This is a genomic window from Achromobacter sp. 01N37, from assembly GCF_056399725.1.
Map to the genome: position 1 here is coordinate 586244 of NZ_JBFTRX010000005.1, position 26410 is coordinate 612653.

The 26410-nt window shown below is 63.4% G+C and carries 29 protein-coding genes; 12 read left to right on the plus strand and 17 right to left on the minus strand.

Annotated features, from left to right (window positions below):
- Positions 1–9: 9 nt before the first annotated feature.
- The 5 genes from AC1DSJ_RS14155 to AC1DSJ_RS14175 form a co-directional block, all read right to left on the minus strand.
- A complete protein-coding gene (locus tag AC1DSJ_RS14155) occupies positions 10–1665 on the minus strand; it encodes an ABC transporter ATP-binding protein (protein ID WP_441370614.1) in 1656 nt (551 codons plus the stop codon).
- Positions 1662–2483, minus strand: a complete 822-nt coding sequence (locus AC1DSJ_RS14160) for an ABC transporter permease (protein WP_054424205.1) — start codon at positions 2481–2483, stop codon at positions 1662–1664. The genes AC1DSJ_RS14155 and AC1DSJ_RS14160 overlap by 4 nt, the downstream gene beginning before the upstream one ends.
- Entirely contained in the window at positions 2480–3424 is a 945-nt protein-coding gene (locus AC1DSJ_RS14165) for an ABC transporter permease (RefSeq protein ID WP_006223711.1), read from the minus strand. Before AC1DSJ_RS14165 ends, AC1DSJ_RS14160 begins: the two co-directional genes overlap by 4 nt.
- Positions 3425–3485: 61 nt before the next feature.
- On the minus strand, positions 3486–4355 hold the full coding sequence (locus tag AC1DSJ_RS14170) for an alpha/beta hydrolase family protein (protein WP_175171712.1): 870 nt from the start codon (positions 4353–4355) through the stop codon (positions 3486–3488).
- A 207-nt stretch (positions 4356–4562) separates the two neighbouring features.
- Complete coding sequence (locus AC1DSJ_RS14175; protein ID WP_441370613.1) at positions 4563–5480, minus strand: DUF808 domain-containing protein; 918 nt, start codon at positions 5478–5480, stop codon at positions 4563–4565.
- Positions 5481–5648: 168 nt separating this feature from the next.
- Between AC1DSJ_RS14175 and AC1DSJ_RS14180 the strand changes: the two genes are divergently transcribed.
- A complete protein-coding gene (locus AC1DSJ_RS14180; RefSeq protein WP_342066144.1) occupies positions 5649–5957 on the plus strand; it encodes a DUF1272 domain-containing protein in 309 nt (102 codons plus the stop codon).
- Positions 5958–5991: 34 nt separating this feature from the next.
- Here AC1DSJ_RS14180 and AC1DSJ_RS14185 read toward each other — a convergent pair whose 3' ends face one another.
- The 4 genes from AC1DSJ_RS14185 to AC1DSJ_RS14200 form a co-directional block, all read right to left on the minus strand.
- Positions 5992–6348, minus strand: a complete 357-nt coding sequence (locus AC1DSJ_RS14185) for a gamma-glutamylcyclotransferase family protein (protein WP_054424213.1) — start codon at positions 6346–6348, stop codon at positions 5992–5994.
- An 86-nt stretch (positions 6349–6434) separates the two neighbouring features.
- Complete coding sequence (locus tag AC1DSJ_RS14190) at positions 6435–6965, minus strand: hypothetical protein (RefSeq protein ID WP_054424215.1); 531 nt, start codon at positions 6963–6965, stop codon at positions 6435–6437.
- 86 nt (positions 6966–7051) lie between these two features.
- Positions 7052–7309: a hypothetical protein gene (locus AC1DSJ_RS14195; RefSeq protein ID WP_054424217.1), complete on the minus strand. Its 258-nt coding sequence runs from the start codon at positions 7307–7309 to the stop codon at positions 7052–7054.
- A gap of 40 nt (positions 7310–7349) precedes the next feature.
- On the minus strand, positions 7350–7553 hold the full coding sequence (locus AC1DSJ_RS14200; protein WP_054424219.1) for a cold-shock protein: 204 nt from the start codon (positions 7551–7553) through the stop codon (positions 7350–7352).
- 463 nt (positions 7554–8016) lie between these two features.
- On the opposite strand from AC1DSJ_RS14200, the gene AC1DSJ_RS14205 reads away from it, so the two are divergent.
- Positions 8017–8454, plus strand: coding sequence for a hypothetical protein (locus AC1DSJ_RS14205; protein ID WP_054424220.1), 438 nt, complete (start codon positions 8017–8019; stop codon positions 8452–8454).
- A gap of 194 nt (positions 8455–8648) precedes the next feature.
- On the opposite strand, the gene AC1DSJ_RS14210 is transcribed toward AC1DSJ_RS14205, so the two are convergent.
- The gene (locus AC1DSJ_RS14210; RefSeq protein WP_427950227.1) at positions 8649–9137 is read right to left on the minus strand and encodes an RcnB family protein; all 489 of its coding nucleotides are present in this window, start codon (positions 9135–9137) and stop codon (positions 8649–8651) included.
- A gap of 203 nt (positions 9138–9340) precedes the next feature.
- On the opposite strand from AC1DSJ_RS14210, the gene AC1DSJ_RS14215 reads away from it, so the two are divergent.
- Positions 9341–10693, plus strand: a complete 1353-nt coding sequence (locus tag AC1DSJ_RS14215; protein ID WP_441370612.1) for a hypothetical protein — start codon at positions 9341–9343, stop codon at positions 10691–10693.
- Between the two features lie 105 nt (positions 10694–10798).
- Here the strand turns inward: AC1DSJ_RS14215 and AC1DSJ_RS14220 are convergent, their stop codons facing one another.
- Positions 10799–11149, minus strand: a complete 351-nt coding sequence (locus AC1DSJ_RS14220; RefSeq protein WP_441370611.1) for a hypothetical protein — start codon at positions 11147–11149, stop codon at positions 10799–10801.
- Between the two features lie 120 nt (positions 11150–11269).
- Here AC1DSJ_RS14220 and AC1DSJ_RS14225 point away from each other — a divergent pair, with 120 nt between their 5' ends.
- The 3 genes from AC1DSJ_RS14225 (at position 11270) to AC1DSJ_RS14235 (ending at position 12372) form a co-directional block, all read left to right on the plus strand.
- The gene (locus AC1DSJ_RS14225; RefSeq protein ID WP_082387125.1) at positions 11270–11452 is read left to right on the plus strand and encodes a type II toxin-antitoxin system HicA family toxin; all 183 of its coding nucleotides are present in this window, start codon (positions 11270–11272) and stop codon (positions 11450–11452) included.
- A 51-nt stretch (positions 11453–11503) separates the two neighbouring features.
- On the plus strand, positions 11504–11896 hold the full coding sequence (locus tag AC1DSJ_RS14230; protein WP_175171709.1) for a type II toxin-antitoxin system HicB family antitoxin: 393 nt from the start codon (positions 11504–11506) through the stop codon (positions 11894–11896).
- A gap of 71 nt (positions 11897–11967) precedes the next feature.
- The gene (locus AC1DSJ_RS14235) at positions 11968–12372 is read left to right on the plus strand and encodes a GCN5 family acetyltransferase (protein ID WP_441370610.1); all 405 of its coding nucleotides are present in this window, start codon (positions 11968–11970) and stop codon (positions 12370–12372) included.
- A 33-nt stretch (positions 12373–12405) separates the two neighbouring features.
- Here AC1DSJ_RS14235 and AC1DSJ_RS14240 read toward each other — a convergent pair whose 3' ends face one another.
- Complete coding sequence (locus tag AC1DSJ_RS14240; protein WP_054424713.1) at positions 12406–13146, minus strand: SDR family oxidoreductase; 741 nt, start codon at positions 13144–13146, stop codon at positions 12406–12408.
- 72 nt (positions 13147–13218) lie between these two features.
- The gene (locus AC1DSJ_RS14245) at positions 13219–14769 is read right to left on the minus strand and encodes a CitMHS family transporter (RefSeq protein WP_441370609.1); all 1551 of its coding nucleotides are present in this window, start codon (positions 14767–14769) and stop codon (positions 13219–13221) included.
- Between AC1DSJ_RS14245 and AC1DSJ_RS14250 the strand changes: the two genes are divergently transcribed.
- The 6 genes from AC1DSJ_RS14250 (at position 14695) to AC1DSJ_RS14275 (ending at position 21310) form a co-directional block, all read left to right on the plus strand.
- The gene (locus AC1DSJ_RS14250) at positions 14695–15459 is read left to right on the plus strand and encodes a response regulator (RefSeq protein ID WP_441370608.1); all 765 of its coding nucleotides are present in this window, start codon (positions 14695–14697) and stop codon (positions 15457–15459) included. The two genes, AC1DSJ_RS14245 and AC1DSJ_RS14250, sit on opposite strands and share 75 nt — an antisense overlap.
- A gap of 4 nt (positions 15460–15463) precedes the next feature.
- On the plus strand, positions 15464–16891 hold the full coding sequence (locus AC1DSJ_RS14255) for a sensor histidine kinase N-terminal domain-containing protein (protein WP_441370607.1): 1428 nt from the start codon (positions 15464–15466) through the stop codon (positions 16889–16891).
- Complete coding sequence (locus tag AC1DSJ_RS14260) at positions 16884–18023, plus strand: ABC transporter substrate-binding protein (RefSeq protein ID WP_441370606.1); 1140 nt, start codon at positions 16884–16886, stop codon at positions 18021–18023. Before AC1DSJ_RS14255 ends, AC1DSJ_RS14260 begins: the two co-directional genes overlap by 8 nt.
- Before the next feature lie 166 nt (positions 18024–18189).
- The gene (locus AC1DSJ_RS14265; protein ID WP_441370605.1) at positions 18190–19890 is read left to right on the plus strand and encodes a DUF6138 family protein; all 1701 of its coding nucleotides are present in this window, start codon (positions 18190–18192) and stop codon (positions 19888–19890) included.
- Between the two features lie 234 nt (positions 19891–20124).
- Positions 20125–20853 carry a LuxR C-terminal-related transcriptional regulator gene (locus AC1DSJ_RS14270; RefSeq protein WP_082387104.1) on the plus strand — a complete coding sequence of 243 codons (729 nt, stop codon included), beginning with the start codon at positions 20125–20127 and terminating at the stop codon, positions 20851–20853.
- 133 nt (positions 20854–20986) lie between these two features.
- A complete protein-coding gene (locus AC1DSJ_RS14275) occupies positions 20987–21310 on the plus strand; it encodes a DUF4148 domain-containing protein (protein ID WP_175171706.1) in 324 nt (107 codons plus the stop codon).
- Positions 21311–21453: 143 nt separating this feature from the next.
- Here the strand turns inward: AC1DSJ_RS14275 and AC1DSJ_RS14280 are convergent, their stop codons facing one another.
- The 4 genes from AC1DSJ_RS14280 to AC1DSJ_RS14295 form a co-directional block, all read right to left on the minus strand.
- Positions 21454–21882, minus strand: coding sequence for a VOC family protein (locus AC1DSJ_RS14280; RefSeq protein ID WP_346552100.1), 429 nt, complete (start codon positions 21880–21882; stop codon positions 21454–21456).
- Positions 21883–22090: 208 nt separating this feature from the next.
- Positions 22091–23140 carry a hypothetical protein gene (locus tag AC1DSJ_RS14285; RefSeq protein ID WP_441370604.1) on the minus strand — a complete coding sequence of 350 codons (1050 nt, stop codon included), beginning with the start codon at positions 23138–23140 and terminating at the stop codon, positions 22091–22093.
- 216 nt (positions 23141–23356) lie between these two features.
- On the minus strand, positions 23357–24340 hold the full coding sequence (locus tag AC1DSJ_RS14290) for a Bug family tripartite tricarboxylate transporter substrate binding protein (protein WP_441370603.1): 984 nt from the start codon (positions 24338–24340) through the stop codon (positions 23357–23359).
- A 51-nt stretch (positions 24341–24391) separates the two neighbouring features.
- Positions 24392–25987, minus strand: a complete 1596-nt coding sequence (locus AC1DSJ_RS14295) for a sulfatase family protein (protein ID WP_441370602.1) — start codon at positions 25985–25987, stop codon at positions 24392–24394.
- Positions 25988–26410: the final 423 nt, after the last annotated feature.

Consider the following 26410-nt stretch of genomic DNA (forward strand, 5'->3'; position numbering starts at 1 on the left):
CCCCTGCCCTCATGCCGTGGCCCGCAGAGGTTCCATGCCATCCAAACGCCAACGCAAGCGCACGCCTCCGGTTTCTGTGGATTCCAAGGCCGGAATCGCCGACAACAGGCTGCGCGTGTAGTCCTCTTGCGGGCGGTCGAACACCGCGTCACGCGACCCTTGCTCGACGATGCCGCCGTCACGCATCACCACCACCCGGTCAGCCACCTGCTCCACCACGCCCAGGTCGTGGCTGATGAACAGGCACGAAAAGCCGTGCCGTTCCTGCAAGTCAGCGAACAGGTCCAGCACCTGCGCCCGCACGGTAACGTCCAGGGCGGACACCGGCTCATCGGCAATCACGAACGCCGGCCGGCGCACGATAGCGCGCGCAATCGCCACGCGCTGACGCTGCCCGCCAGACATCTCATGCGGAAAACGCTTGGCGTATTCAGAGCCCAGGCCCACTTCCGCCAGCACCTCGTCCACGCGGCGGCGCTTGTCGGCCGATGGCATGTCTTGCATCATCCGCAGGCCTTCGCCCACAAGCTGGCCAATGGTCATGCGCGGGTCCAGCGACGAATACGGGTCCTGGAACACCATCTGGCAGTTCAGGCGGTAGTCGCGCCACGCGGCCGATTTGCGGCTGACAGGCTGGCCACGGAACAGAATCTGGCCGGACGTGGGCGCCAGCAGGCCGGCAATGGCGCGGCCGAGTGTGGTCTTGCCCGAACCCGAGCCGCCCACCACCGCCACCACCTCGCGCGGTTTGACGTGCAGGTCGATACCGTTCAAAGCGCGCTTGGCGCCCGTGCGAGAAAACAGGCGCTGGTGGCCGGCGTAGTCCACCACCAGGTTCTTGACCTCGACAATGGGCGCGTCCTGCGTCAGCTTGCGGGCGGGCAAGCGGCGCGGCATCGCGTCCAGCAGCTTGCGCGTGTAGGGATGCTGCGGCCGGTCCAGAATGCCGGCGGTGGTGCCGGTTTCCAGCACCTTGCCGTGCTGCATCACCACCATGCGCTCCGTGTATCGCGCCACCATCGGCAAATCGTGGCTGATCATCAGCACGGCCGTGTGGTGTTCGCGCGTCAGGTCCACCATCAGTTCCAGCACGTCGCGCTGCACCACGGCGTCGAGCGCGGTGGTGGGTTCATCGGCAATCAACAGCGCCGGCTCCAGCAACATCACCGAGGCCAGCATCATGCGCTGGCGCATGCCGCCCGAGAACTCGTGCGGCCAGGCGTCCATCGCCCCCTTCGGATCGCGAATGCCCACGCGGCGCAGCATCTCAAGAATGCGTTCTCGGCGCTGGGCCGTGGACAAGTCCCTGCGGTGCAGCTTCAGGCCTTCGTCCAGCTGGCGGCCGATCGGCATGGACGGGTTCAACGACGTCATGGGTTCCTGGAACACCATGCCGATGCGCGCACCGCGCAGCTTGCGCAGCACGGCCGGCTCGGCCTTCGTCACGTCGACGCCTTCGAACCGGATGGCCCCGCCCGCCACCACCAGCGGCGCTGGGGTCAGGCCCATGATGGCGCGGGCGGCCTGCGTCTTGCCGCTGCCGGATTCGCCCACGATGCCGACCATTTCGCCCGGCGCCACGTCAAACGACACGCCGCTGACGATCTCGCGGCCGCCCGCGCCCACGGTCAGGCTCAGGTTCGATACGGATACCAGTGCGCTCATTGCACGCCCCTCATGCGGGGATCGAGACGGTCTCGGACCGCATCGCCCAGCAGGTTGATCCCCAGCAGCGCGAGCGCAATGGCCAGGCCGGGAAGAATGGATAGGTACGACGCCTGCGCCATGAACGGACGCGCGGCGGCCAGCATGTTGCCCCACGTCGGTGCGGGTGGCGGCACGCCCAGGCCCAGGAACGACAGCGCGCTTTCCGCCAGGATCACCCAGCCGAACATGGACGTGGCCAGCACCGTCAGCGGCGCCACGCAGTTGGGCAGCACATGCCGGAACATGGTGTAGAGCTCGGAATTGCCCAGCACACGAGACGATTCGATGAACTCTTTTTCACGCAAGGACAGCACCGTGCCCCGCACGATACGCGTCACCGACGGCGTGTAGGCCAGGCCCAGCGCCAGGATGATGCCGTACTTGTTGGCGCCCACCACCGCCAGCAGACCCAACGCCAGCAGCAGGCCGGGAAACGCCAGCAGCGCATTGTTGAAGGCCATGATGATGCGGTCGGTCCAGCCGCGCACGAAACCGGTGAGCGTGCCGATGGCGGTGCCGGCGACGATGGCGAACGTCACCGTCAGCAGGCTGATCCAGACGCTGCTGGATGCCCCGGCCAACAGCCGCGACAACTCGTCGCGGCCAAACTCGTCGGTGCCCAGCAGGAAGTCTCCGCCGGGCGGTTTCAAGCGCGCGATGAAGTTGATTTTGAGCGGGTCATGCGGCGTCCAGAAGGCGCCCATGATCGCCGCGATGAGCATCGCCCCCACGATCAGGCCGCCCAGGAGCGCGTTAGCTGCGATTCGCTTTTTCATTCGGCGGTCACTCTCGGGTCGAAGATGGGATAGCACAGGTCGATCAGCAGGTTCACGATCACGTAGACCACGCCCACGAACAGCAGGCAGCCCTGGATGACGGGGTAGTCGCGGGCGAAGATCGAATCCACCAGCAGGCGTCCCAGCCCAGGAATCGTGAAAACGGTTTCCACCACCGCGATGCCGCCCAGCAGGTTGCCCAGCACCAGACCGATCAGCGTCCAGGTCGGGCCGAACGCGTTGCGAAATGCGTGGCGCATCAGCACGGCGGATTCGGACAGGCCCTTGGCGCGCGCATGGGTGATGTAGTCCAGCCGCAGCACTTCCAGCGTGCTTGCACGCGCCATGCGCATCAGCACGCCGATTTCGTGCAGGAACAGCGTCAGGATCGGCATGGCCAGATACAGCAGGCCCGCCTTCCAGTCTTCACCGATCGACACATAACCCACGACCGGCAGCCATTGCAGCTTCAGGCCGAAGAAGATCAGCAGCAGCAGACCCAGCCAGAAGGTCGGGATGGACACCAGCAGCGTGGCCGAGCCGACCAGGAACAGGTCGGGCCATTTGTTCTGCTTCCAGGCGGCGATCATGCCAGCCGGCACGGCGACCAGCGCGGCGAACAGCACCGCCACCAGCACCACGCGCCCGCTGATCAGGAAGCGGTCCCACACCAGCGGCAGCACGGGCTGGCCGGTGTTGATGGACGACCCCAGATCGCCGTGCAGCATGTTGCCGAACCAGATGCCGAACTGGGTCAGCCAGGTCTGGTCGAGCCCCAGGCGCGCACGCAGGTCGGCCAGTGCGGCCGGCGTGGCCAGGTCGCCCAGCAGCAGTTGGGCGGGATCGCCGGGAATCAGCCGGATCATCACGAACACCGCCACCGCCACAATCAGCAGCGTCGGCACGGCCATGACAATTCGGGATAGCGCAAAACGCAGCATGGCCCTCTCCTATTCCTGAACGCGGACGCACGGCAACGCGTGGCGTCCGCCTTCAGCGATATCAATTTTTCGCATGTCGCAACTTGCGCAGCGCGTCCGCCAGGAAGTCCTGCACCTGGCCCACGCATTTCAGACCATCGTGCGGCACGTTATCCACAACATCCAGCACCGCCTTCACGCCTGCCGCTTCGAACGAACGGCGCAGCGACTCCAGGCGTTCGGGGCGCGTCTTGCCGGCGTCATTGGCGCCCGGCATGAAGAACTTGCCGCCTTCGCGGTGGGTGATTTCCCAGGTTTCCAGGTCGGCTTTGCCCACAATCATGTGCACGGCCACTTGCTTGAGGGCTTCAATGTCCACGCCCTTGCCGAAGCGGGTTTCGGCATCGCGCACGCCCACCCACCAATCCTGGCTTGGGTCCAGCAAGGTCACCGAACCCGGCGCGCCGATCGACACGGCCCACAGGCTTTCCGGGTGCAGGTAGGCAAAGCGGTTCACGAACTGGCCGCCGCCGGAATAGCCGAACAGGCCGAACTTCTTGAATTGCAGGCCGAACTTCTCGCCCACTTCCGCGACCATGTCCAGCAGGATGTGGTCATAGCGGATGTTGCCTTCGAGCAGCTGCTTGAAGCCGTCGCGGTTGCCGTCGCCCAGCGGGCCCACGGGGAACAGCGGGCACAGCACGATGCAATCGTTCCAGCGCGCGAATTCAGCGAACGCGTCGCGGTATTCCACAAAGGCACGGCCGGTGCCGTGCATGATGACGACCAGCTCCATCGGATGCCTGGCGGTGTCGATGTGCGGCGGCACGTACATGCAATACGAAAAGCGCGGGTCGGTGCGGGCTGCGAAGACCGTGCTGTGGCCCAGGTCGTACATGGCGCGCGCGAGCGCGGCGTCGGGTTGAAGAGCGATAGCTGCGTTGGACTGCATGATTTCCTCTTTGCCATGGCCGCGTGGGCGGACGCATGGCGGATGCCGGTGGTCGAAACAATAATCACATAAATTGGCGCCAATTTTAGGCGCAGCGGTTTCGACGCAACAAGGCAGGGGATTCCCTAGGCTGGCGGGATGCGCCAACCGGATGCAGACAAATGTATTGATGGCAGGGCCACCCGGAAAGGGTGGCCGCCCGAAACGTCAGCCTTTCTTGAACAGCCGTTTGGCCACGCTGACCACACCCAGCACCACGGCGCCCGCCACGATGCCAAACAAGGCGTTGAGCACAGTGGACGTCAACGCTTGCACCACGCTGCCCCCGCCCACCGCGGCGGCGGCGTGTTCGATGGCGGCATGCACCGGCGCGATGCCGTGGGTCAGGATGGCGCCGCCCACCATGAACATGGCGGCAGTGCCAACGACCGACAGGGTCTTCATCAAATAAGGCGCCGCCCCCACGATGCGCTTGCCCAGCCAGGCCACGCCCTGCGACCGCTTCTGGCTCAGGTAGAGCCCCAGGTCGTCCAGCTTGACGATGCCGGCCACYAGCCCATACACGCCCACCGTCATCGCAATCGCAATGATCGACAGCACGGCGACTTGGCGCGTGAAGTCCGTGCCCGCCACAGCGCCCAGGCTGATGACGATGATTTCTGCCGACAGGATGAAGTCCGTCCGCACCGCGCCTTTGATTTTGCTGCGCTCAAACGCCACCATGTCCACCGACGCATCCTGCAAGGCCTCGGCGCGCGCGGCGTGATTGCCCTCGGCCGATTCGCCATGCGGCAGGAATTTGTGCGCCAGTTTTTCCACGCCTTCAAAGCACAGGAACGCGCCGCCCAGCATCAGCAAAGGGGTGATCGCCCAGGGCGCAAAAGCACTGATCAAGAGCGCCGCCGGCACCAGGATCAGCTTGTTGATGAACGATCCCTTGGCCACCGCCCACACCACGGGCAGCTCGCGGTTGACGGGCACGCCGGTCACCTGCTGCGCATTCAGCGCCAGGTCGTCGCCCAACACGCCGGCCGTCTTCTTGGCGGCCACTTTGGTCATGACAGAGACGTCGTCCAGAATGGTGGCGATGTCGTCGAACAATGCGAAGAAACTACTGCCGGCCATCAAGCATCCCCTGTGCCCGTAAAGGTGATCCGAGTGTACAAGCGGCGGCCGCGTCCAGATGCAACTCGGCTGACCGTTTTCATTCCTTTTTGTGTCTGGATCGGGCGTGGCTAAAATCCGCCGCAGGCTCTACGCTGCGGGTTGCCCAATCGACGTGAAGGATGCCCCATGCTCGCCCTGCGCCCCACCTGCGAACACTGCGACACCGCCCTGCCCCCGGACGCCACCCATGCGCGCATCTGTAGTTTTGAATGCACATTCTGCGCGAGCTGCGTGGACGAGGTGCTGGGCAACGTCTGCCCGAACTGCGGCGGCGGCTTCACGCCACGCCCGATCCGCCCGTCGCAAGACCGCAAGGGCGGAAACTGCCTGGAGAAGTATCCCGCCAGCACCGAACGCAAACACCGGCCGGTGGACCAGGCCGCGCATGCAGCGCTGCGGCACAGCCTGGAAGGCGTGGCGCCGCAGGACCGCTGATTGAGCGCCTCGTCCCCCGGGGTCAAACCCTGGGTCAGGCCTGGATGTAGACCCACGCGTGTACGCCGGACTTCAACAACACCGACACACGCTTGTAGTCCGACACCTCGTAGGTGTCGGCGGCGTGCAGCTCCTGTTGGGTGACCTCGAAGACCGTGCCTCGCACTTCGTCCTTGGGGTCGTAGCTGGCGTAGACAATCGGGTGCTGAGCCTTCCCGCTGGTCTTCAAGACCTCGGGGTCAGTGATGTCGACCCAATGCTGCACATAGCCCGTCATGGCATCGGGCCGGCCGGTCAGTTCACGGCCGAAGTTAGCCAGCTGCACGGCCTTGTCTTGCAAGGTTCCGTAGGAAAACAACAGGATCGACGTCTCAGGGATTTCAGGCACCATCTTGTCCTTAAGGAAAATGATTGGCTTCCAAAGACTTTACATCGGCGTCCAGGCGTTCAAACACGACGCCACATGCACACTTCTTTTCACACCCATGACACCGGCCAATGCGCCAGCCGCGTCGCCAGACCTCCAACATCTTCATACACCGCCAGCACGCCGCGCTTGTTGCGCAAGACCACAACGCGCTTGCCTTCGAATTCGTTGATGTGACTGTAGTGCGCGGGCTCGGAGGCACCGCCGTCCAGCTTGTAGGCCAACTTGGCGCGGTCGACGAAGTCTTCGTCATCACGCCCGGCGCGGGACACGCCTGGCCGCAGCGGCGTTGCCAGTCTGACGCGCAATGCCGTGGCATCCGCCACGAAGCGCGTAATGCGGGCCTGAAGCGCAGGCACATCCGGATCAGCCGGCATCGCCAGCCGGCTCACGAATCGCTGACGCGTGTCGGACGGCAAATCGCTCCATAGGTTCAGCACTGCCACCCCCAGCTCAGCGAGCGTGCGCTGCTGGGCGGCATCCAGTTGTTCAAACGGAAACGGCGGCGCCCACGCGTCGATCGTTGCATTCGCGTCGCCGTTGCCGGGCGAAGATGTGGCCCTGTCGTCTGAATTCATCATGAAACTCTCCTCGACACTCGCCAACAAGAAGGCCGCCCAAGCGGGCGGCCCTGTCTGGCAGGCATGCAGCGTCAAGCTGCGGCATTTCAAGAAGGCCTGGCATGCGCGTCGACGACAAGGCGACCATGATTGATCGCGGCGTCTACCGCCATGCCGGGACTGGAAACAAAGCCGCCCGATTCGAACAACGGCACGGCGTGATGTTCATTGAGCTTGTCCTGATCTGCTGCCAACTCCACCGCGACGGTTGCGGTGAAGGCGGGCCGGCTGCTGCCCCCGACTGTAATCCGGGAAACACTGGCGGTAAGCCGATAGCCCTTGTAGACCATATTGTTGTGAAACATGAAACCCCCTATTTGTTAAAAAGGCCCAACGGGCCTTCATTCACAAAGCGCGGATTTGCGTGGCGTGAGGGCCTTTGGCACCTTGCGCAGTCACGTAACTGACGCGTTGGTTTTCCATCAGGACCTTATGGCCATCGCTGACAATTTCCGAGAAGTGCGCAAATAAATCCTTGCCGCCGTTCTCGGGCATGATGAAGCCAAATCCTTTCGCATCGTTAAACCACTTTACGATTCCGGTTTCCATAATCTCATTCCTTTTAATAGCGGGCACCGCCCGCGAAGGTGAGCCTGTCAAGGAAAGGACTGCGAACAATGTAGCGCCCCTAGGGGAGCAAGACCGGACGAAAATCACGATGCTCGAAAAGCTTCTAATCCACTATGGGTGCAGAGGTTCTTAAAGTCAATCAGCGTTTCCATTTACCACGCATGTATTATTTTCGCGGCTGATTGGGCTTAATTAATGGCAAAACCAAGTAATTCGGGGCGTGCAGCGGGGTTTTCTAAAGTTTGCTTCGCGGTTACTTATTACGTAACCAACGCTGCGTAAGCGTATACCCGAACAATATAAGGCGTATGCTCGGCCAATGGTGCTTGAACGTGCGTCACCTCGCCGTATCGCCATACAGGAGTATGGCTATGCATCATCGCAACACTCGCTTTCCCCGAACCCTCTGCCCCGCGCACGTCCTTTTTATCGCAGATCGAGCGTGAGCGCGATCAGAAGGTCGATCGCCAAATTCGCCAACGCCTGCGTCAAACTGCTTCCGTCAGCCTCTCCGCCGCCCGCCAGCGGCGAGCCGCGTCGCGACCCGCAACGCAGCCATGCCGCCATCTCATCTCCGTGGCGCATCTACCGCATCTACGCGCGGCCTGGCCACTTGCTGATGCGCAATGAACAAGGCCGCATCCTGGACCTTGGCGTCATGAAAGGCGTGGAGCCCAACCTTACCTACCGCCTCTTTGCCCGCGACCTCCAAGGCAAGGGTTTCGCCACGCGCTCGCTGCTGCTGGACGATATCGCCCGCCGTATCGAGGCTGGCGAAGTCAGCAAAGAACTGCTCAGCCTGCCCGATTGGGATCAGCCGCTGGGCGCAGATCTGGACCGTGGGACACATACAGATGTGTCGATGAAGCTGGGGCGTTAGGCAAGCCCCGCCCGGGTCGAGGGAGTCGGGGCGTCAAGCACGCCCCGCCCGGATCGATGAAGCCGGGGATTCAAGCACGCCTCGCCCGGATCGACGGAGTCGGGGCGTCAAGCAAGCCCAGCTAGGGTCGACGAAGTTTGGCGTCCGGCAAGCCGGACTCCCGCAGCACTTCGCGCGGGCGCTCGCGCCTGCAATCAACGATCAAACACTGATTCCAACACGATGCCTGTGGCCACGCCGATCAGGAAGTAGTCGGCGCCCACGCTGATCCACTGATAGCCGCGCGGCGGCTGCTTCAGGTGGTAACCGCGCCAATCATTGATGACGTACTGCGGACCACGATAAGGCTGCGGCACGCGTTCGCCTTTGGACCAGCGCGACGGTGCGGGATCGGGGCGGTCGTAGCCATGGCCGTGCTTCGGACCTGGGCCACGGCCGGCGTCATGGCCCGGCCCTTGGCCAGGACCATAATTCGGCCCCTTGCCCGGCCCCTTGTTCTGGCCGTGGTTCGGCCCCTTGCCCGGTGCGTCGTCGTGGCCATTTCCATGGCTGTTGCCAGGGCCATTGCCGGGACTGCCGGGGCCACCAGGGCCGCCGGGGCCACGATCGGGTTGCGCATAGGCCAAACCGCTGCTTGCTGCCATCACGGCAACCAAAAGAGTAGAGACGATTTGCTTTTTCACGTTAGACCTTCTCAATGCACGGCACATGCCTACGCCACGCATTCTAGGGATCAGATTTAACGCAATCAGGACGAAGCGTTACCGCGTGTTAAGGCCATGCCGGTTTCGAAATCCACTGTGACAGGTATCGTCGCGATGCCCGTTTTCGCCGGCGCTAGACACGATCGGATATTCTCTCGCCTGAAAATATTCAGGGCCCGTTCATGCAAAGCCCAAGCATCGAACGCCCGCTCGTGCAAACCCCGTTCATGCAGACCCCGCTCATGCAAACCGCCACCGAGATTCTGGACACCTTCGAACGCCTGGGTTGGAAAGGCAACGACCCCATGGCGCAAATGCTGCAGCTGCGCGCGCACGATCCGAAGGCGTTGGGCGACCTGGTAGTGCAAGCCTTGGACCGCAACCTGAAGCACGCAACGTTCATTGACGCCGCGCTCGACCTGATGGACGACGACAGCTACATCGCAACCGTCAACGCCGCGTGGCAACGCGCCCGGCAAGGCGCCCGTTCAGACATGCTGAGCGAAGTGCTGGATGCCGCCGCCTTGCAATACCCCGATGTCTTCGCCAGCAATTGGAACGCGTATCTGAGCGCCGTGCACGCCGGCGAAGGCGGCCCCGAGTATTTGGCAGATCAGGCTTGGCGCGCGCTCGACGCCACGACGTCGGCGGAGTGGTGCGCCACCTTGGAAGACGATGTCAGCGACGGCACGCTGGGCCGCTCACGCGCGATTGCGTTGCTGCGGTCGCGCCAGCCCAAAGCTGTGCAGCAAGCATGGTTACGCCTGTTCCCCAACCCCGACGCGCTGGCCCAATCATGGCTGCACCTTGCCGGCTACGCGTCGCAGGATGGCGGCATACGCGCCCTGCATTCAGAGCGCCCCTTGCATATCGGGTTGAGTGCCAGCCAGCGCAAACCCATGCTGGCCGATCAGCCCACATGGCGGCGTGATGTGCAAAAGGCGCATCCCACTTGGGGCGCGAACGCCGAGTCCGCCACCCAAGCGCGCATGGGCGGACGACTGCCCAGCACCTGCGGGCATTGTCACGCGCCGCTGCACCGCTTGCTATCCCTGGATGATCCCGCCGTGGCTGGCATAGCCAGCGCCACGCCGCTTGATGTCGCCACCTGCCTGTCATGCCAAGGGTGGGAGAGCGATGGCGCGATGTTCTATCGCCATGATGGGGAAGGCGTCCCGCACGCCCACCCGAGTCAAGTCCTGGAAAACGCGTCGGCCCCGGACTATGTCGCCGATGCGCTGCTGGACACCGACGTTCAGCTATTCACCGCGCCGTCGCGTTGGGCCTGGCAGGATTGGGGGCAATCGAACGGCAGGCAGAACCTGAACCGCGTGGGCGGCGCGCCAAGCTGGGTTCAGTCCGCCAACTATCCCGCCTGCCCCGACTGCCAGCAAGACATGCACTTCGTCATGCAGCTGGATTCCGGATTGCCTCAAGCCGATGGCGGCGAATGGCTATGGGGCAGCGGCGGCTGCAACTACACGTTCTGGTGCGTCGGCTGCCGGGTCAGCGGCCATCTATGGCAATGCACCTGAGCCACGCCGGGTTCCAGTTCCAGTTCCAGTTCCAGCTGCAGCTCAGGTTCCGGTTCCTGTTCCGGCTCCGGCTCCGGCTCCGGCTCCGGCTCCGGCAACGCCACCCTATTTTTTTAACTGCTCCGCCACGCACATATTGACGACGCCGTTGACCAGCGCTTCGATGCGGTCGCGCTCCGGGCCTTTTTCGTTGGTGACCAGCATCCGGTCATAGGCGGTGTAGTCCTTGAGCACCACTGTCTTCTGCAAGCCGTCCAGCACGCATTGGCAATACATGGCAGAGCGCGTATCCACGTCCGGCCGCGCACCCGCGCTTTTCTTGAAGCCTTCCACGCACGAGCTATACGTCACAAGGCGAATGCTCTCGGGGTACTCATTTTTCTTCCCGCAGCCGGCAAGCCCCACCAAGGCCACCCCTGCGATCACCCCCGCCACCGCTCGCCACGTAGTCTGCATGAACCGCTCCTGTTGAAATTCGAAAACGGGTGCATTTTTGCATAAGGGGCGTGCCATCTTTTGGTCTGATTATTCCCGCGGCAGACCCTTTTCATTTGTGCGATGTGTATGGTACACATCATGGACAGCCGAGAACTCATCAGACAGCTCCGCCAAGCAGGCTGGGTTTACCGAAATGCGAGAGGCTCGCATCACATCTACGTCCACCCGGAAAAGCCTGGGCATCTCAGCGTGCCCCATCCAAAGAAGGACCTTGGAATCGGCTTGGTCACCAAGTTGTTGACCCAAGCTGGTCTGAAGTAGATCGGTCACCGCCATATCTATTGGTCCGCTCACGGCTTACCAAGGAAACTCATGAAATACCCCATCGCCATAGAGCCCGGCAGCGACACGCAAGCATGGGGCGTTGTCGTTCCGGATCTGCCCGGTTGCTTTTCAGCATCCGATTCGGGCATTGATGAAGCCATCGAAAACACGAAAGAAGCGATAGAGCTCTGGATTGAAGCCGCGTTAGATAGCGGCGCGCCCGTGCCGCCGCCCAGCGGCATCGCGGCTCATCAAGCGAATCCAGAATTCACAGGCTGGATCTGGGCCATCGTGGAAATAGACCCTGCCGTCATGGACGACACCATCGAGCGCGTCAATATCAGTTTGCCCCGGCGCATACTCGCCCGAATCGACGCGAAAGCCCGCGCGGCCGGCGAAAGCCGGTCCGGCTACATCGCACATCTGGCGTTGACGCACTAGCCGCGTCGTTTGTCGGATAAGGTAGCGCCCCGGCCGTCCCGACACGGTTAACTTCCTATTCACTCTGCACCATGACGTCATCTGCATCCTCCTCCCACCCCATCGCCATCGACCCCGCCCAGGTTGGCGAATACCCCGCCCTGACCAAATCCGGCGGCGGGTATTTCTATGACGATGTGTTGGAATACCGCGTGTGGGTTCACCCTCACGCGGGCGGCGAAGACTTACACGAAGGTGATGACTATTACTACGCCTTCGCCACCTTCGAAGAAGCCGCCGAGTGCGCCGAAGACACGCCGGGGGCCGAGCAGCCGCTTGTGCTGGTGCGGCAGTTTGAATCCATCAACGAACCCACACCGGGCGTCTTTGAACACGCCATCGCCGAGCGCATCACCGAGTGGCGCGTGGAGTGGCTGGCCGATAGCAAGCGCACCGCCACGTCCATTCCAGATTTTCTGAAAAGCCGCGCGCACTAGGCGCGCAGGCCGCTCAAGCGTCAGCGCACGAGCTCAGCTCATGTACACGCCACCATTGATGGCGTAGTTGGCGCCCGTGACAAAAGCCGCGTCATCGGATGCAAGCCAGGCGCACAGCCCAGCCAAGTCTTTCGCCGTGCCCAAGCGTCCGACCGGCACGCTTTCGATGATGCGGTCCAGCAGCGCGGGCGGGAACGCCTTCACGGTGTCGTCGGCGATGAAGCCGGGCGACACCAGGTTTACCGTCACGCCGCGCGCCGCCACTTCCTGCGCCAGCGACCGCGTGAAGCCGATCACCGCGCCCTTGGCCGTGGCGTAGTTGATCTGGCCGATCTGGCCCTTTTCGGCGGCGACGGAACCAATGTTGATGATGCGGCCCCAGCCGCGGTCGGCCATGCTGTCGACGACTTGCTTGGTGCTGTTGAACAGCGTGTCCAGGTTGCTGCGCAGCACGGCCGACCAGTCGGCATACGCCATCTGGCGAAAGCGCATGTCCAGCATCGACCCGGCGTTGTTGACCAGCACGTCGATGTCGCCCACTTCACGGCGCACCTTGGCGAACGCGGCCTCGGTCGACGCCCAATCCGTGGCGTCGCCTTCGGACGCCACGAAGTCGTAACCCAGCGATTTCTGTTCCTTCAGCCAGCTGTCGCGGCGCGATGAGCGCGGGCCGCAGCCTGCCACCACACGGTGGCCGGTGTGATGCAGCGCCTGGCAGATCGCGGTACCCGTGTGGCCCATTCCGCTGGTGACATAAGCGATACGCAAAGCCATGACCATTCCTTATTCAGATGTGCGGCACGCGCCGCGGATCAACCCACCGAACCCTTCAATTCAAAGGGGCCGTCAACCCACCGCCCCAACCAGGGGGAACAGGCCAAACGCCAGGGCGGCCAGCAGCATCACCATGCAGACCATGGTGGCCCACTTCAGTGCATAGCGTTGGTGGTCGCCGAACTCCACGCCCGCCAGACCCACCAGCAGATACGTGGACGGCACGAGCGGGCTGAGCAGGTGCACCGGCTGCCCGATCAGCGATGCGCGCGCCATTTCCACCGGCGAAATGCCGTAGCCCTGTGCGGCTTCGCTCAAGATCGGCAGCACGCCAAAGTAAAAGGCGTCGTTCGACATGAAGAACGTGAACGGCAGGCTGACCAGCGCGGTGATGCCGGCCAGATACGGGCCCATCGCGTCCGGAATTACCGCAAGCAGGCTGCGCGACATGGCTTCCACCATGCCCGTGCCGGACAAGATGCCCGTGAAGATGCCCGCCGCGAAAATCAGCGACACCACCGACAACACGTTGCCCGCATGCTGCGCGACGCGGCGGCGTTGTTCGGCCAGGTTCGGATAGTTGATGATCAGCGCGACGGCAAACGCAATCATGAACAGCACCGGCAGCGGCAGAATGCCCATCACCAGGCTGACCATCAGCGCCAGCGTCAGGCCGGCGTTCACCCACAGCAGCTTGGGGCGGCGCAGGTCGTGGTCGACTTCGATCTCGGGCAGGTTCTTGGGGCCGTCTTCGTCGTAGCCCGCGTGCAGCGATGCGCCATCCGGCAACGACAGCACGCCCAAACGGCGGCGCTCACGCAGGCCCAGGAAGAACGCCAGGATCAGCAGGGACACGATGGCCACGCCCATCACCGGCACCAGCGGAATGAAAATATCGCCCGCATCCACGTGCAGCGCGCTGGCGGCGCGCGCCGTCGGCCCGCCCCACGGGGTCAGGTTCATGATGCCGCTGGCCAGCATCGCCAGGCAGGTCATCGACAGCGCGTTCATCTTCAGGCGGCGATACAGCGGCAGCATCGAGGCCACCACGATCATGTAGGTGGTGGAGCCGTCGCCGTCCAGGGAAATCACCAGGGCCAGCACGGTCGTGCCAACCACGATTTTCAAGGGATCGCCCTTCACCGCGCGCAGAATGCGGCCCACGATGGGGTCAAACAGGCCGGCGTCGATCATCACCCCGAAGTACAGGATGGCGAACATCAGCATCACGCCCGTGGGCGCAATCTTGCGGATGCCGTCCAGCATCATCTTGTCGATGCCGGCGCCAAAGCCGCCCAGCAGCGCAAAAATAATGGGGACAAGGATAAGGGCGACCAACGGCGACAGGCGCTTGGTCATGATCAGCGTCATGAACGTGATCACCATGCCGAAGCCAAGCAGGGTCAGTAGCATGAGGGGGTATCTCCGACTAGTCGTTGTTATGTGTGGCGCCGCCTTCAGCAAGGAAGGCCGGTGCCGAAGACTAGAAATAAAAGCTGTCTGGAACCTGTCGTTTTTTCCAGATTTGGACGCAGCTACAATCGCCAGATGCGCATCCTGGTAATCGAAGACGACGAGGATCTGGCCGACGCCCTCGTCCGCCGGCTGCGCCGTCTCGGCCACGCGGTGGACCTTCAAAACGACGGCCTGAGCGCCGACGGCGTGCTGCAATACGAGACGTTTGATCTCGTCATCCTGGACATCGGGCTGCCGCGCATGTCTGGCTTTGACATCCTGCACCGCCTGCGTGATCGCGGCAGCAAGACGCCCGTGCTGGCGCTGACTGCGCGCATTGACATCGAAGACCGCGTCCATGCCCTGGATACCGGCGCCGATGACTATCTGGCCAAACCCTTTGACTTTCGCGAGCTTGAGGCGCGCTGCCGCGCCCTGCTGCGCCGGCCAATCGCACAAGCCACCGGTGTGCAGCGCTTTGGAGACCTGGTCATCGACAGCGCCGCGCGGCATGTGTCGCTGGCGGGTCAACGCATCGACCTGCCCAAGCGCGAATACAGCCTGCTGGAAATCCTGCTGGCCGGCATGAACCGGGCCGTCAGCAAAACCGAGATCGCCAACAAGCTGTTCGCCTTCGATGACGACGCCGCGCCCAACGCCATCGAGGTCTACATCGCCCGGCTGCGCCGCAAGCTGGAAGGCTCGCCGCTGCGCATTGAAACGCAGCGCGGCACGGGTTACCTGCTGACGTCCACCGACCGCGCCAATGAACGCGCTGATGCCCGCGCTGATGCCGGGGCAAACGACGGCGCTGATGCCCGGGCGGACGACGGCGCGCCGGCCAAGGCGCCGGACTAATCCCGTGCAGTTGGGCCGCATCTCCGTCCGCCGCCGTCTGCTCACCATGCTGCTGGCGCTGTTCGCCGTGGGGCTGGGCGCGATTTTTCTGCTGGTGCGCGGTTACGCCCAGCAAACGGCCGACACCACCTACGACCAGTTGCTGCGCGCCTCGGTCCTGTCCATGGCCGACAGCCTGCAACTGGTGCAGGGCGAATGGCAGATGGACATGCCCTACGCCGCCTTGGCGCTGCTGGAACAAGCCCCGCGCGACCGCGTGTTCTACCGCGTCGCCGCCGCCGACGGCGCAGAAATTTCCGGATATGCCGACCTGCCGCCTCCGGCGCGCGCGCAAGCAGATGCCGCCGATACGCCCCAGCTTTACACCGCCACCTACCAAGGCGCGCCCGTCCGCATCGCGTGGATGGAACGCAAGATCGCCGGCCCCCGCAACGCCGAAGCGGCCATCATCCAGGTGGCGCAAACTCGCGAAGCCCGCAATGCCTTGGCCGACAGCATTCTTTGGCAAGGCACGCTGACGCTGATCGCCTTCGCTGCCGCCGCGCTGGCGCTGGCGTACTGGGGGCTGCGCCGGTCGCTGTCGCCCATCCAACGCATCGAACGCGAGCTGGCCACGCGTAGCGCCTCGGACCTGCACCCCATCGCCGCGCCCGTGCCGGAAGAGCTGGACACGCTGGTGCATTCGCTGGATGGCTTCATGGCCCGCTTGTCCGAGAACCTGGACACGCTGCGCCTGTTCATTGCCGAAGCCGCGCATCAGTTGCGCACGCCGCTGGCGGCGTTGCACGCGCAGATGGAAGTCGCGCTGGACGAAGACGACGCCGCCGAACAGCGCCGCAGCCTGGTCGCCGTGTTGCGCAACGCCGAGAAATTGTCCCGGCTGGTCAACCAGCTGCTTAGCGACGCCAGCGTCATTCACCGCAGCAACGTCAAACAATTCCAACCGGTGAATCTGGCCGAGCTGCTGAGCCAGGCCGTGTACGACACCGTGCCGCAAGCCGATCCGCAACCCGACGTGCGCCTGCATCTGCCAGCCGTCTCGCCCGAAGATGCGCCCGCGCAAGCGCCCCACGTGCTGGGCGACAGCCTGATGCTGCGCGAAGCCTTCAAGAACCTGATCGACAACGCCTTGCGCCATGGCGCCAACGACGACGGCCATATCGACGTCACGCTTGACGCCCATGACGGGGGCTGGCGCATCACCGTCGCCGACCAGGGGCCGGGCATCCCGCCCGCGATGGCCCACACGGCCTTTGAACGCTTTGCGCGCGGCCCCAACCCCCGCACACCGGGCGCCGGACTGGGCCTGTCCATCATCAAACGCGTCGTCGATATCCATCAAGGCACACTCAGCCTGAGCAACCGTGTGGGCGGCGGGCTGAATGCGGTCATCCTATTGCCGGGGCAATTTCGGAATGACCGTCATGCGTAACGCCCTGCTCCGCATTCGTGGCGTCATCACTCGTGGCGTCATCACTCGCGGCGCTATCGCTTGCGCCCTGCTGCTAGTCGCAACCAGCAGCCACGCCGCCGAGGTCAGCGGCAGCGGCCTGACGCTAGGCCCCGCCGATAGCAAGAACGTGCTGATCCTGCATGCCTCCAACAGCGTGCAGGTGTTCAAGGGCGTGCTGGAAGACTTCAGCCAATTGAACCCCGGCGTCCGGCTGGAATACACCGAGTTATCCACCCAGCAGCTGTATGGCGACACGATCGACCGCGCCAAGGCCAACCCCACCGCCCTGCACGGCCCCGACCTGATCATCAGCAGCGCCATGGACTTGCAGACGAAGCTCGTCAACGACGGCTACGCACGCGTTCATGTGTCACCCGAAACGCGCGCCCTGCCCGCCTGGGCGAATTGGCGCGACGAGGTTTTCAGCATCGGCACAGACCCCATCGTCATGGTCTACAACACCGGCAAACTCGCCGCCACGCGTGTGCCGCACACGCGCCGCGAATTGCTGTCGCTGCTGCAAGCGCCTGATCAACCGCTGGCAAACCGTATTTCGACCTATGACGTGCAGGGCAGCGGCATCGGCTATCTGGCCGCCACGCAGGACACGCGGCTGGACAGCATGGCGGGCGCGCTGCTGGCCGCGTTCGGCCGCAACGGCGTCACCATCCACGAATCCACCGAAGACGCGCTGGACAAGCTCGAACGCGGCGACGTCACGCTGGCCTACAACCTGCTGGAGTCCTACACCCGGCATCGCATCGACCAGGGTGCGCCGCTGGCCATCATCTACCCGCAGGACTACACGCTGATGCTGTCGCGCTCGGCGATCATCCCCAAGCAGGCCCCGCGCGCGGACCTGGGCGCGCGGCTGCTGGATTACCTGCTGTCGCCGCGGGGGCAAGAGATGTTGGTCAAGCAGTCCGGCATGCGCCGCGTCAATGCGTCAGTTGTGCCGGCTGCGGGCGTGCGCCCCATGGCCTTGGGCGTGGGGCTGCTGGTGTATCTGGACCCGCTGAAGAAGCGGCACTTCCTGGATCTGTGGCGGGCGGCGATTTTGCCGCCGGGCGGCTCGGCACGCCCCGCTGATCCGGCAGCATTACCCCAGTAGCATTGCCGTCCATCGCGTTGCCCCGGTAGCATTGCCGTCTCTCGCCTTGCCCCAGTAGCATTGCCGTCCATCGCGTTGGCCCGGTAGCATTGCCGTCCCTCGCATTGCCCCGTAGCATGGCTCCCCTTCATTGATCTTCTCGCGCCTGCCGCGGCGCCCACGCAACATGACGCTAGACACACAAGGCGCAATCGGCCTGCATCACAAGACCGGCCACCAGATGCTGGACGAATCGCTGGCTGCCATCCACGATTGGTTCAACAAGCAGGAAGCCCGCGAAGGCCTCAACGACATCGCGCATCGCACGTCGTTGCAACTTGGCATCCACGACGAAATCCTGCTGGAATACGATCCCTCGCGCATTGTGTTCGACCTGTCGCCCGATTGGTCGCCGAATGGCGGAGATGGCCTGCGTCCGCAAGGCCGCAATGGTCCGCTCAGCCCCGAGCAGGTGCAGGAGCATCTGGTGCCCCCCTTGGCCGACGCGGTGCGCGAACGGATTGCGAAGCTGGGCAGTTCCGTGCTGCTGAACCACACGTTTCGCTTCCGGGCGCAGTTTCCCACCACGGGCGGCCGGCTGCGGCTGACCTTGGTGGAACACATCGACGAGGCCAAGCGCCAGCTGCTGCGCGAGCGCGTGCAGGCGTATCTGGACCAGAACCTTTTTCAAGGCACGCATCCCACCCAACAGCTGGATGTTTTTTTCCTGACGCGGCATCTGCTGGACAAGCAGCTGTTTCCCGCGCCGGACCCCGCCTGGCTCATCCGCATCTTTCAGCGCGTGCTGGAACTGAACGCGGGCCAACCCACGCTGGACGAGCAACGCCACAGCATCATCCACGCGCTGCGCAGCTGGGCTGAAACGCAGTACCTGCCGCGCTATTTCAGCATTGAGCAGAACGCGTTCCGCCAAAACGTCTATCACGCCAAACCCGGCGCCACGCTGGACCCGGCTGACCGCGACGTCGATCTGTTGCTGTACGCCGCCACGCTGATTCTGCGCCACGAGCCGGGATACAGCCGGCCCACTGGCCTGGGCTTTCTGGAACTGGCGCAACAACTGGGCAGCGAACGCGCCGCCCGCATGCTCACCGATGGCAGCGGCGCGCATCCGCCCGAACATCTGCGCGTATCCACGCCCGAGTTCGACGGCGCGGCCAATGACGTGCTGTCCACCATCACCGTGCACATCCGCCAGGAATGCGCCGCCGCCTACCAACAAGCTCTGGCCTTCATCACGCGCCTGCTGCAAACCGGATTTCCGCCGGGCTATCAATTAAGCGTCAAAAGCAAGGCCAGAAATTACCTGCCCGTAAAGGGGCTGGCAAAGTCCGACACGCACCGCTTCTTTGCCAACGCCGCGCAGTACCCGGACGCGCATGACGCACTTGCCGCCTACGCCCGCGCGGCGATCAAGCCGTACGAGTGGTACACCGACGCCGATGACGAAAAAGCCTGCCTGGCAGGCACGTATGCCACCTTCGCGTTAGGCCTGGCCGATGCCCGCCACTTTGCGCTGGTCACGCACTACGTGGAGTTGGTCGATGACGAGCATCAGTCCGCGCAAGACCGGTTCACGCCCTTGTTCATCCAGCAGCACGGGTTGACGCCCGCGTCGGTCGACACCATCGTCGCGTGCGTGCGCCGCTGCACCGACAATTTCAAACTGCCGGGCAAACCCGCCCTGGACGACGACACCACGCTGGACCGCCTGGTCCAGGCCTTGGCCCGTTTGCCCGAGTACGAAGCGCCGGTCGTACGCGAACGCTTATGCGGCCCAGACAAAAAGCTGGCCGCCGAGGCCCGCAAGGCCGATCCCGAGCGCCGGGCGCGATTGCTGCGCTTGCTGGGACAAGACGGCGCGTAACCGCCCGCATGATTCTGATCGGAATAACCCGGTGCACGTGCATCAGGGCGCGACGACGATTTCACGCGCATAATTTGCGCTTCGGGGACGGGCTGCCAACAAGTGCCGGCAAGCCTGCGCCCATCCGCTCTGATCCGCAGCAGCCGAGCGCCGATCCGGCCCCTTTCGCCGGACCTCCCTACCACGTGTGACACGTAACCGCGATTACGTCCGAACCAGCGTTGGAGGCACATCATGGCCGAGCATCAGATTGCCTTACAGCGCCCGTTCGAAGGCGCCCCCCCGCTAAGCGACCCCGCCTCGCCGTGGCAAGACATCCTGCGCAACGCGCACGCCCTGGTGGACGCACGGGGCGCCACCCGGCACAGCCGTCGGCTGCAACGGCAACAGGCGGTTGCTGTCGGCTGGCAATCCATCGACAACGCGTTCTCAAGCGTCGGCGAAGCCGTGATGCTGATCAGCAAGGAATTCCTGGTCAATAAAATGTCGGCGCTGGCGCTGCGCTACCTGGACGATGGCCACGGCTGGACCGTGCGGGGCGGCAAGCTGCGCCATGCCAATGCCAAGTTACAGCGCTTATTCGAAGGCTATTGCGCCGCCATCGGCCGCGACCGCCAGATGCGGTCCCTTGCCACCACCGCCAGCTGGGGCGAGGTGTTCTGGATCGACATCAGCCCGGCGCCCGAGACGCTCAGCCCCGCCGGAGGACGCATGATGCTCGTGCGCATGCGCCGTAAAAGCGCGTTCGCCATGCCCGACGTGGGCAAGCTGGAAGCCGTCTTCGCCATTACTCGCGCCGAAGCCGCCGTGCTGGCGGGCCTGGCCGCCGGTCATAGCGTGGAAGAAGTGGCGACGTTGCGCCAGGCATCAGTGCTGACCGTGCGCAAGCAGGTAGCGTCCTTGCTCAGCAAGATGGAATGCCACCGCCAATCAGAGCTCGTCCGGCTGGCCTCCTTGCTGTAAGCGCGCGCCGGACACCATCCGGCGATGGCAGAGGCGTACCCAATTTGGGGTATGCGGCATCCACCCATGCGGCCCTACCATGAGGCCGAAGCCATGAGAGGGAGGGGTCACTCTCGTCATCAAGGAGTTCCTCATGAAGACAGTCCTAACGTGGCGCGGTCTCGTGCCCATTGCGCTTGCCGCCGCCCTGCTCTCCGGCAGCGCACTCGCACAAACCGCGGTTGCCCCGACCACCGCCGTGCCGGAACCCAACATTCCCCTGAGCCGCGACGAAGTCATGCGCGACCTGGCTGCGTGGAAGCAATCAGGCGTCGAACGCAGCTGGAGCAGCGACAATTCGCCCGACATCACCAGCCCGGAGTACATCGCCAATTATCGAAAGTACATGGACACGGTGCGGCCCGGCAGCGCTGCGCCGCCGATGCAGACGCAATCACAGAACCAAGGCAAGTGGTGATGCAGGCATGACATGTAGCAGCCTTGAATCGGGACGAAGTGGAAATCGCAGAATTTCCGCGCGTCCCGAGGTTGCGTCCGATGCTGCCGGCAGCAGCAGAAGCAGCAGCAGCAGCAGCAGCAGCAGCGATACGCCAAAGCTGTCTAGAAGGTCACCTTGACCGACGGTGCACTGCGCTGCGCCTCGCCGTGGAACACCGCTTCGATATTGTTGCCATCCGGGTCCAGCACAAACGCGCCGTAATACCCCGGGTGATAGTCCCGAAAACCCGGCGCGCCGTTGTCCTTGCCGCCGTTCGCCAGCGCCGCCTGGTAGAACGCATCCACCATCGCCTGGTCTTCGGCCTGAAACGCCAGATGATGACGTCCCGTCAATTCGCCGGATGCCGCCTTGCTCGACGCCGTCGACACAAACAGTTCATCGGCCCAGAAATAATCCTCCGCGGTGCCGCCCATGGGCACCTTCAGCGCGTCAAACACCGCTTGGTAAAACCGTTGGCTGGCGGGCAGATCGCGCACCACGAGTTGAATGTGGTCGATCAGCCGCCCGCGATGAATTTCGTTGGTCTGCATGGGGGTCTCCAGTCAGGTAAGCAATCAGACTGCAATTACGGAGCAGTGCTGAGCAGTGGGGTCGGAGCAGTGGTGTCAGACTGCAATTACGTAGCCTGACACCGCGAAGCGCAGTTACGGGCTCCGCGAAATTGCAGTCTGACACCGGGAAGTCTCACTCGCCACATTCGGCGGGCGCCTTGACGCAGCGTATGTGCCACCAAGATGCTCAAGCAAGGTAAGACGCCACTTCTTCCGCCGTCAGATAACGCTTGAAGGTCATCGACGGTTCCTGCGCATCGTGAATGATGCCGTTGAATCCCGACCAGTTTCGCGTCGTGCCTTCGTCCGTTTCCAATGCAATCAGGACCCGCTTGCCGTGCCTGGCCATGTTGTGGCGCAACGCGGCTTCGCCCCAGGCCCACAGCATCGGCTGGGTCAGTTCGCCGTTGGTGAAAGCGCCGGCTTGCAGCCATTGGAAGTCGGCGGTGTCCCGGTCCATGTCCGGCTGACGCGCGGGAATCTCGCGCTTTACGCCCAACGCTTGCGCATGCTCGCCAATCAAGATCTGCAATAAGGTGAACGCATGGAAGGTGTTGTTGATGGCATGCGCCTGCGCCACGAAACCCGTCTTTGAAGTGGGCAACACCACGATCAATTCATCCTCGTAACTGACCTGCGACGCCATCCACAGATAATGCAGCTGCTCGAACGGCAAGCTGTCGTTGTTCGTCGCCATCGGGTGCAGCAGCGCCATCAAATCCCGGTCTGCGATAAAAGCCTGGTGATTGCGCTGGCTGCGCATCAGCATGGTCATCATCGGCAGCACCAGCACGTCCACGGCTTCTTGCAACGACTCCACTTCCCAGCGCTTCTCTTCCGGCACGGCGGCGAGCCTGGCCTGAGCATCAGCCCACGCTTGACGATCCACGGCCTCGACCTCTTCATCGTCTTCCTCGACTTCTTGCGCGCAGTAGGGCCGCAGCGTTTGCAGCCATTGCTTAAGCAACGTTTGCAGTGTCGGAAAGAGAATGGTCGGATCTGCGTCGTCTTCCACCAGCGAGCCGCACATCAACGCCAGCGCCGAGGCACGGCTGGGGTGCAGATCGGGCAGCAGCGCGGCGCAAGCCTGAAGGTTGGCCGAGGTGTGCGCGTCGTCCTGGGATTCCAGGTAGAAGGCGCGGACCTCGGGGCGGTTGAAGAACTGCTCCAGGGAATCCAGGTCGTCGGGGGAATGAACGGGCGAGGAAAGCGCGGCGGCAAGGTCGGCGATGGGCATGATGATTTTGATGACGCAATCAGGTTGGCGTGGATCATTGCTGGCAGGCAACGTTTGCGATTCCACTTTTCGAAGAGTTTACCTTCAGCCCCCCGAGAAAACCCCGACTCCAAAATCAGTCTCGCCCTACACAGCCCGCCCCTTAGCGGACGTTAATGTGACGCTAGCTACTCGCAAAATTGCAGCACAGCCTGACCTGCAAACAACCCTGCGGCCCTACTCCCCTTTAATCCCTGCCTTTGCGATCACCTCTCCCCAGCTTCCGGCTCGTGTTTCCACCCACTTTTTTGCTTCCACGCGCCCCGCAAACGGCGCGCGCATCCCCAAGCTGGAGATGCTCTTCTGGAACGCTGGCCGCGCGTACACCGCTGCCAAGGTCTCATCCCATTTTTGCGCGATGTGGGGCGGCAGGCCCTTGGGCGCCATGATCAGAAAGGCGAAGGCCGCTTCAAAATCCTTTAACGGCGCCATGCCCAGATTCGCCATGGCGGGCACACCGGGAAGATCCGGGTCCGGCTCGCGTGACGAGATCGCCAGCGCGCGCATCGTTCCCGCTCGCACGTGCGGCTGCACGGCTGAGGCGGCCAGAAACCCTGCCTGGATTTGATTGCCAAGCAAGGCATTGACGGCGCCCGCGCTGCCACGGAAAGGCGCGTGCGCGACGTCCAAGCCAAGCGCCAGGTTCAGTTTTTCAAAAGCGAGATTGCCCGGGCTACCGTAGCCCGCCGATGAATAGGTCACGGCGTTCGCCTTGGCGTATCGGACAAAATCCTCAAATGTCGCCACGCCCAGGTCGGCGCGCACCGTCAGCGCCAGACCAAAACTGCCGGCGACGCTTAGCGGCTCCAGGTACCGGGTTACCTCTTCGGCCAGGTCTTTGAAGACGTGCGGGTTGACAGTCACCAAGGTATCCAGCGTCATGAGCAACGTGTAGCCGTCAGGCTCGGCCTTGGCGACGGCCTTTGCGCCAATATTGCCCGAGGCGCCGGGACGATTTTCAACGATGATTGTCTGGCCCAGCAATTCACTGGCGGCCATCGCAATGGCGCGGGCGCCAATATCCAGTGGACCGGCAGGCGAAAAGTTAACGATGAGCCGGATAGGACGATTCGGATAATCGGCCGGCGAGGCGGCAGACGCGCCCGGCCCAATCAGCGGCATGCAAAACAGCGCCATGCAGAATAGCGAAGGCTTGAACATTTTTCTCTCCGGGGTGTCGGCCGCACGCAAGCCGCGGCCTGGGCGGTGCCATCAGGCAATAGCGGTGGGATGGGGGCTCGTTTCCGCGTGACGGATCATGGCCTTCGACAACGCGAACAACAGTTCGCCCCGTGTGGCGGCGGCGGCCGGCGCATCCCATAGGTTGCGCAATTCGTCGGGGTCTTCCTGCAAGTCATAGAGTTCGCCCCAGCCTGCGTCCGCGTAGACGCTTAAACGATGGCGCGACGTTTGCAGCGTTCGCATGCGCGTGCGGCTGGGAAAACCGAACATCGTGCGTTGGCTTTCTTCTTCAATCAGCACCGCATCGCGTACGGTGTCGACGGCGCCTGACATCAGCGGCAACAACGACATGCCCTGCATGCCGTTGTATTCAGGCAGTTCTGCTCGCGCCAGAATGGTTGCGGCGATATCGGCGGTAGAGCACAACGCCTGACTGCGCGCGGCGGCGGGCTTGGATTGCGGGTCGCGCCAGATGAAGGGCGTGCGGATCAGGCCTTGATAGTGGATAGGCCCCTTGAACAGCAACTGGTGATCGCCGAAGTAGTCGCCGTGGTCACTGGTGAAGATGACGACGGTGTTGTCATCCAGCCCTGTGTCGCGCAACGTCTGCATGACGCGGCCGATCGTGGCGTCGATATGGCTGATGGAACCGTAGTTCAACGCGATGGCTTCCCGCGCTTCGCGTTCCGTGCAGGCGAACACGGCCGGCGTATGTTTGACCGCTTTGCCCTGATCGCGCTGCTGATACAGCCAGGCCACATGCGGAGGCGGCGCGTGGCCGGCAGCCGCGCTCGCGTGAAATGAGGCCGGCAGCGCGACGTCTTCCGGCCGGTACATGTCCCAGTACTTCCCATGCGGCGTGTAGGGATGGTGCGGGTCGGGAAAGGAGCACTGTAGGAAGAACGGCGCGCCGCTTGCCGCATGCTCGCGCAGTTGCGCGATGGTCTGATCGCCGATGTAGGCGGTGGTGGAACACTCCTCGGGCACCCGCGTCCGCCACGCTTGCTGATGCTGGGTCAATACGAAGTCAGGCGCAGGCAGCGCGTGCTCGGGACCCCAACGCCGCCGCGCTTCGGGATGCTCGCGCGCAAGCCAGCGCCCGTAATGGCCCCAGACCTGATCGCCATGATCCACCGCCAACGCCACGCGGTCGAAACCGTAGAAAGGCGTATCCAGATCGTGGCCAGGGTCCGACCGCCAGAGCGGCCCCCACTCCTGATCGTAATTGCCGGGTTCGGCCGCCCAGGCTTCACCGTGGGAGGGAATGCTGCCCGACGACGGCGGCGGCGGCCATAGCGGCCCCTTGCCCGTCATGTTCTGCAAATGCGACTTGCCGATCAATGCCGTGGCATACCCCGCGCCGCGAAGACGTTCAACGAACGTGGTGGCGCGCTGCGACAGCGGAATGCCGTTATGCCGCACCCCATGCACAGACGGCATGCGGCCGGTCATCAACGTGGCGCGGTTGGGCATGCAGATCGGCGAGCCCACGTAGAAGCGGTCAGCAGACCACCCTTGCGCCGCCAAGGCGTCCAGCGCTGGCGTGCGCAGCATGGCGTTGCCATAGCTGCCCACGTGATCCGCGCGCTGTTGATCCATGATGAACAACAGGAAGTTCGGCTGCATCAGGTCTCCTTGCCTCCGGCTCGTGCCGGCTTGGCTTTTTAGTGAGGCCATTATGGGCAGCGATCGGTGCGAATTTGTCCTGCCGCCCCGCAATATCGGACCAAGTGACGCGCCCGTCATTAAATTTGAGTTTGAAGCCTGAAATGCCGCGCCAGCTGTTGATGAATGGCCACGGCAAAGTGCCACTCCAAGGCATCAAGCGGCAAGGCCACGCGCCCCTACATGTATCCATTGAATTCCGACTAGGGCCAGTTCATTGACCCATCAATGGTTCGGGAAGACTGGCGCCCGCTTGATCCCGCGCCAAAATGCTCACCCCCTGCCCGCGTTACAAGCCATCCCAAATCTCAACAAATAAAACACCTGTCACGCCGCAACTGATTTAGTTGTATGAGTTGCTTGGGGACACACCCGGCGGCATGA